6 protein-coding genes and 1 pseudogene are annotated in these 6116 nt (G+C 72.0%); 3 read left to right on the forward strand and 4 right to left on the reverse strand.

Annotated features, from left to right (window positions below):
- Positions 1-30: 30 nt before the first annotated feature.
- Positions 31-609, reverse strand: coding sequence for an anthrone oxygenase family protein (locus G3I40_RS12570; protein ID WP_164302242.1), 579 nt, complete (start codon positions 607-609; stop codon positions 31-33).
- Positions 606-1463 (reverse strand): NAD(P)H-binding protein, encoded by an 858-nt coding sequence (locus tag G3I40_RS12575; RefSeq protein WP_164302243.1) that lies wholly within the window; start codon positions 1461-1463, stop codon positions 606-608. The genes G3I40_RS12570 and G3I40_RS12575 overlap by 4 nt, the downstream gene beginning before the upstream one ends.
- Positions 1464-1550: 87 nt before the next feature.
- On the opposite strand from G3I40_RS12575, the gene G3I40_RS12580 reads away from it, so the two are divergent.
- Both G3I40_RS12580 and G3I40_RS12585 read left to right on the forward strand, forming a co-directional pair.
- Complete coding sequence (locus tag G3I40_RS12580; RefSeq protein ID WP_164302244.1) at positions 1551-2039, forward strand: MarR family transcriptional regulator; 489 nt, start codon at positions 1551-1553, stop codon at positions 2037-2039.
- A 393-nt stretch (positions 2040-2432) separates the two neighbouring features.
- Complete coding sequence (locus G3I40_RS12585) at positions 2433-3011, forward strand: TetR/AcrR family transcriptional regulator (RefSeq protein WP_164302245.1); 579 nt, start codon at positions 2433-2435, stop codon at positions 3009-3011.
- Between the two features lie 253 nt (positions 3012-3264).
- Here G3I40_RS12585 and G3I40_RS12590 read toward each other — a convergent pair whose 3' ends face one another.
- Positions 3265-4785: a hypothetical protein gene (locus G3I40_RS12590; RefSeq protein ID WP_164302246.1), complete on the reverse strand. Its 1521-nt coding sequence runs from the start codon at positions 4783-4785 to the stop codon at positions 3265-3267.
- 119 nt (positions 4786-4904) lie between these two features.
- The gene (locus tag G3I40_RS12595; protein ID WP_164302247.1) at positions 4905-5756 is read right to left on the reverse strand and encodes an NAD(P)H-binding protein; all 852 of its coding nucleotides are present in this window, start codon (positions 5754-5756) and stop codon (positions 4905-4907) included.
- A gap of 96 nt (positions 5757-5852) precedes the next feature.
- On the opposite strand from G3I40_RS12595, the pseudogene G3I40_RS12600 reads away from it, so the two are divergent.
- Positions 5853-6116: pseudogene (locus tag G3I40_RS12600) on the forward strand (hypothetical protein); the annotation flags it as partial.

Consider the following 6116-nt stretch of genomic DNA (forward strand, 5'->3'; position numbering starts at 1 on the left):
CACCCAGGACCGGCCGCGCCGCGGTCCCCGTCAAGTCCGTTGTCGGAGTGGCGAACGTTCCGGCGCGCCCGGGGATCCGACCGGCGATGCCGCGCGGTCAGGGGCCCGCGCTCCTCTGGCCGCATGGGCGATCAGCGCTCCGAAGGCGAGCAGGCCCGCGCAGGTGCGCACTCCGTGGGCGATCTGCCAGCGATCACGTACGCGGGCCCAGTCGGCAGGTGGCGCCTGCACGTGCCAGTCGAGCTGGTCGGCGTTGATCGGCAGATTGACCGCGAGTGTCAGCACGAGAATGCCGGCCAGCAAGGTGAGCGCCGTCAGCAGCAGCCAAGGGGTACGGCCTCGCCCCTTGAATGCGAGGACGACGAGAAAGACGGTGGCGATCGTCGCCGGCAGGAGCGTTGCGGTCGCAAGCCGGTCCAGCGCGTCGAGCTCGACCTGCCGCACCTGGGTGTACACCTGCCCGTCGAATCCCCGTAGGGACATCTCCAGTACGAACACGGCGACGAGGAACCCGGCGAAGACTCCCGAGAAGAGCAGGCTCGCTCCTCGCGCAAGTGCGGCAACTCGACTGGCGGGCGCGGTCGTTGACTTGTCCGGGTGGGCGGTCATGAGCCGGCGGCCGGGGCCAGGAAGGCCGGGGCGTTGTCATCGGCCCATGCACGGAAGGTCAGTGCGGGGCGGCCCAGGAGGCGTTCCACCGTGTCCGTGGTCGGGCCCGGCGCCTTCGCGTAGTCGGCCAGGGAGCCGAGGAGCCGGTCGGGGACGTCCTGTGGCAGCCCCTGAGCGAGCAGGGACTGCCGGACCTGCTCGGGGGCGACCTCCTGGAAGGCCAGTTCCCGTTCGATGGCCTCACCGATGAGACGGACCTTGTCGCGTTGGTCGAGGGAGTACGGGCCGGTGAGTAGATAGGCGCGCCCTGCGTGCGCGGGCTCGCGCAGCGCGCGTACGGCGACTTCTGCGATGTCTCGCTGGTGGAGCGGCGAGGTTGCCGCGCTCGGGTAGGCGCCGCGCACGATGCCGGTCGCGCGGATCTGGGGCGCCCAGGCCAGGGCGTTGGCGGCGAAATCGGCGCAGCGCAGGAACGTCCACTGCACGCCGGAGTCCCTGACCGTCTGCTCGATGGCCCTGAACTGGTCGGCGAACCGGCGGTGGCCCGCCGGATGTTCGACGGTCGCGGCCGACAGCACCACGACGCGTCGCACGCCGTGGGCCGCGGCGTGCGCGAGGAAGTGAGCGGCTGCCGTGCCGACCGCGCGCGGGTTGAGCAGCACCGCCTCGGTGCCGTCCGGCCACTCCGAGATGCCACCGGGCGCGGACGGATCCCCTTCCACCACATGCACGCCCACGGGCAGGGCCGCCCTGCCGGGATCGCGGGTGACCGCCGCCACCTCCTCGCCGTCCTTCAGCAACAGGTCGACCACTTCGCGTCCGACGCTGCCGGTCGCTCCGATCACCATGAGCATGATCTTGCCCCTTCGCCTCCGGACCCCGACTATTCGGGTGCCGTAATATACGAGAACCGTAGCATGTTGATTCGGGAGGCGTACATTATGAGTTCCGTAGCATCTGGGGATGCGGCCCGTCGGCGACGCCGGGCCACCGTCGAGGTGCAGCAGGGACTGCGCGAGCTGAGCGCCGAACTGACCCTGCTCAACCGGAAGGTCGGCACCCGCCTCGGGCTCAAGGACACCGACCTGGACTGCCTCGATCTGATCAACGCCCATGGCCCGCTGAGCCCCACCGCTCTGGCCCAGCGGGCCGGACTGCACGCCGCCACCATGACCGGCGTCCTCGACCGGCTCGAACGCGCGGGCTGGATCGCCCGCGAGCGCGACCCCGCCGACCGCAGGGCCTCCCTGGTCCGCGCCCTGCGTGATCGCAATGCCGAACTGCTGGCGCTCTTCGCCGGCATGAACTCCTCGCTGGAGCTCATCTGCTCCGATTACGACGCCGCCGACCTGGAACGGCTCGCCGGCTTCCTTCGCCGCACCGCCGACGCAGGGCGCAAGGCGGCCGGCGAACTGGACGGGAAGCCGTAAGGCCGGTCGAGGAGAGCGCGACGCCGCACGCATGGAGGGCGCCACGACAGGCCCCGCGCACTGCCGCAGCACGCTCCGCACCACCGCCGCATCCGGGGAGTTGGCCGCACGGCACCGGGCCGGGCGCCGCCGGGACGAAAGCAGCCCTCCGCCGGCCTGGGCGCCACCCCCTGGGCCGGAACGGTCCCTCGTCCACCCCTCCCCCGGCCCCGCGGGCGCCGTTGCTCCCGCCCCGCGGCCATGCCAGCATGCGCGTCGACGATCAGCGTCTTGGAGGCGGGCATCAGATGCGGGTTCTGGTCACCGGCCTGCACGGGAGTCGGCGCTCAGCCATGACTACGGCTACTCTGCTCGAAGTGGTGTGAGCGTAGTACTACCCCTGGAGTGGTCACAGTGGTGAGGCGGAACGACCAGCGGCGCGCGGCTCTCGTCGACGCGGCGATCGAGGTGCTGGCCCGGGAAGGCGCACGCGGTCTGACGTTCCGGGCCGTGGACGCCGAGGCGGCCGTTCCCGCCGGAACGGCATCCAACTACTTCTCCAGTCGCGACGACCTGTTCACCCAGGCCGGCGCCCGGGTCTACGAGCGACTGCAGCCCGACGAGGCCACGATCGCCCGCCAGCAGGCGGCCGGCCGCGACCGGGACACCTACGTGGAGCTGATGCGCGAACTCGTCGGCCGCGTCTCCTCCTTCCGCACCGGCTACCTCGCGCTCCTGGAACTCCGCCTCGAAGCCACCCGCCGCCCCGAACTGTCCAAGGTCCTCACCGAGCGGGTCCGGGCCGACGTGGATGCCAACGTCGCCTATCACGAGGCTTCCGGTCTCCCCGGCGACACCACGGCCGTCAAGCTGCTCATCCTGACGTTGAACTGGCTGATCGTCGAACAGCTCACCCTGCCGGGCGTCTTCTCGGAGGCAGAGCGCGACCACCTGGTGACCGCCGCGGTGGAGCGCCTCGTTACGGCGGAGTAGCCGCCCGGCATCCGTCCGCCGCGGGAACAACGAGGCGCGGTCGGCCTACTGTTCGCCGGTGAACTGTGGGCCTTCGCCTGGATGTAGATCTCCTTGCCCGACGCGTCGTAGGCGCCGAACGCTCCCGCAGCTTCGCCCACATCGAATCCGCTCCGCCACAGCGAACGCGGTGAGAGCGTCAGCGAGTTCGGCCGAGGGTTCCTGCGCGAAGGCATACCCGAGGACCTGTCTCGGCGCCCCCTTACGGACGGGGTCAGCGTCGGTGCCGTCGCCGCCGCAGCAGCAGGGCTCCGCCCACGACGACGCACGCCGCGGCGCCGCTCGTGATGCTCCATGCGAGAGGGTGCCCCGATGGGGTGGACGCCGTGTACTTCTCATCGAGGTCCACGGTCACCGCGGCCGTGTGGTCGGCCGTGTCGGGGTCCTTGGGCGGTGCGTCGCCCTTGCGCTCGGTGAGCCGGACGGTACCGTCGCCGGCGCTCTCGCCGAACTTCAACGTGAACGGGAGGGTCTCGTCGGTGCCCGGTTCGTGCACGCGCAACGGGCAGGTGTAGACGGTTCCCTTGTGCCGGCACGTCGGCTCGAAGTAGTCCTCGTCGAGCTCTTCCATCGGCTCCTTCAGCACCTCCGCTCCGCGCGGCACCGTGAAGACCATGTCGTACGCCCCGCCCTGCCCCGGGTCGCCGGGCCCGTCGCTGCGGGCGCCGACCCGCACCTCCTGCTGCGCGCCCGGAGCCGCCCGCACATGGGCACCGATCGCCGCGTAGTCGGCGGGGTTGTCCGTACGCACCTCGGTCCACGCCTCGCGCTCGGCGTTCCACTGCCCGCTGCCGCCCGAACGGATCTGTGCGCGCAGCGGCGGGCCGTCGCCGGGCTCCCCGCCGTCGGGGACGCGCACGTCGTAGTACGGGCCGAGGTCCAGCGGCCAGGCGGACTGGCGCAGTGAGCCGTGGTCGAGTGTCTTGGGGGTCCGTATCCGCAGACCGGGGCTGAACACCGCCGTCTGTCCGGGGCGCAGCTGGAGGTCGGGAAAGGTGCAGTAGGCGGTGAGGGGTGCGTCATCGGTGCCGGTGTAACGGCAGTTGGCGAAGCGCTGCGTCGCTGTCAGTTCGCCGTCGACCACGACCATCAGGCCGACCCCGTCGGCCGTCGTCTCTCCGGTGTTGCGGACGGCGAGGTCCAGGCCGGTCTCGGCGCCGGGCCGCACGCCGGCGATGGTCTCGGGGCGCCGGACCTCCAGGATGGGTCCGCCGACCACCACCGTGGTCGTCGCGGTGGAGACGTGGCCGTCCGGGGCCCGGTAGCTCATGCGCAGCTCGCCCCGGTCACCGGGCTCGCTGCCCGGCGCTGCGGTGGGGAGGGCGCCCGCCCAGTCGGCCCAACTGTCGTATTCGGCCCCGACGTTGCAGACCACTCGTACGGCACCGGTGCTGGTGCAGCCGTTGCCGAACTGCTTCAGCCGCAGCGTCTTTTCCGCGCCGCTGACGTCCATCGTGAGGCGTCCCGTCCTCTCTCCCACGGCCCCGTCGCCACCACGCGTGTACTGGACGTGGAGGCGCTTGTCCCGTGCGGGGCGCTTGCGGCCGCCGAACGGCTTCACGTGATACGTCCTCGGCGCCACCAGCCCCGAATCGGAGGGGGGTTCGGCGGACGCCGTCACGCTGCCGGGCAGCAGCGCGGCAAGCACGACGAGGATCGACGCGACGGCACAGCGGACGACGACGCGGCGCCGTCCGCTCGGGGGAACGGAGCGATCCGTGAGCTGTACTGACACGCGGCAAGTCGAACACAGGCCCGTGGAGCGGCCAAGGGCCTGCTGTCACGACTCGGGAACAGCTGCGCACCCGGCACGGACCAGCCGTGACCGTGACGAGGCAAACCGTCCCCGCATTCCTACTCGAACGCCGCCCGGTGCTCCGTCGCCCATTGTGCGAAGGTGCGCGGCGGCCTGCCGAGCACCCGCTCGACCTCGTCGGTCACGATCGCGTTGTGCCCCGCTCGCACATAGGCGAGTCCCTCCAGGACACCGTCCACGGCCTCCTCCGGGATGCCGAGGGAACGCACGAAGGCGCGGGATTCGGCCTCTGTCACGTCGACCGAGGGGACGTCGCGGCCGAGCACCTTGCCGAGCAGCGTCGTCATGTCGGAGAGGGCCAGTGTCTCGGGGCCGGTCAGGGTGTAGGTGCGGCCGTGGTGGTCGTCCGTGAGGAGGGCCTCGACGGCGACCGCCGCGATGTCGGAAGGGTCGATGACGCCCTGGGCGCCGCCGCCGTATTGGTCGGGCACCGGGCGGCCGGCTCGGATGTCGCCGGCCCACCACAACAGGTTCGACGCGAACATGGAGGGGCGCAGCACGGTCCACCGCAACGGGCCGTCGCGCAGCGCCTGTTCGCCTGGGACGTGCCAGGCCCCGCCCGGGCCGATGCCCGGGTCCCCGGTGCCGATCGCGGAGAGTTTGACGGCGCGGCGCACTCCCGCTGCCCGCGCCGCCGCGAGCAGCGCCAGATCGTGGGCGCCCGGCGAGGCGGCCCGCGGGGCGGTGACCATGAAGACGGCGTCGACGCCGGTGACCGCTGCGTTCAGCGAGCTCGGATCGTCGTAGTCGCCGCGTACGACCTCCGTCCCGGGCCCGAACCGGGCGCGTGCCGGGTCCCGGGTCAGGGCCCGGTGCGGGACGCCGCGTGCGGCGAGGAGACGGACGACTTCGCTGCCGATGGTGCCGGTCGCACCGGTGATGAGGATCATGCGTGCCACGTTGGCTGCTCTGCGCGGCCCGCGGATAGGAAATTCCGGCAGGCTTGAACCGCCCCCGTGGCGGCCCCGGCTGGCTACCGTGAGGTCGTGACCACCGCGACCGATTCCCTCTCCGCCGTCTTCGCACGGCAGACGGCGATCAGGACGGCGTCCTGGACGTCCCAGCTGCCGACGCGGCTGGTCGAGCCGCCTGCCGCGCTGCGCCCCTGGATCACCGATGTCGGGGTCACGGCGCACGAGCCGGACGGCACGCGCTCGGTCCTGCACGTGCCGGACGCGGCGGTGCGGCTCGTCCTGCGGAGCCGCTCGGGCGGCGGCAGCGACGTCCTGGCCGTCGGGCCGCGCGCCCGG

The organism is Streptomyces sp. SID14478, from assembly GCF_010548525.1.
Classification (GTDB): domain Bacteria; phylum Actinomycetota; class Actinomycetes; order Streptomycetales; family Streptomycetaceae; genus Streptomyces.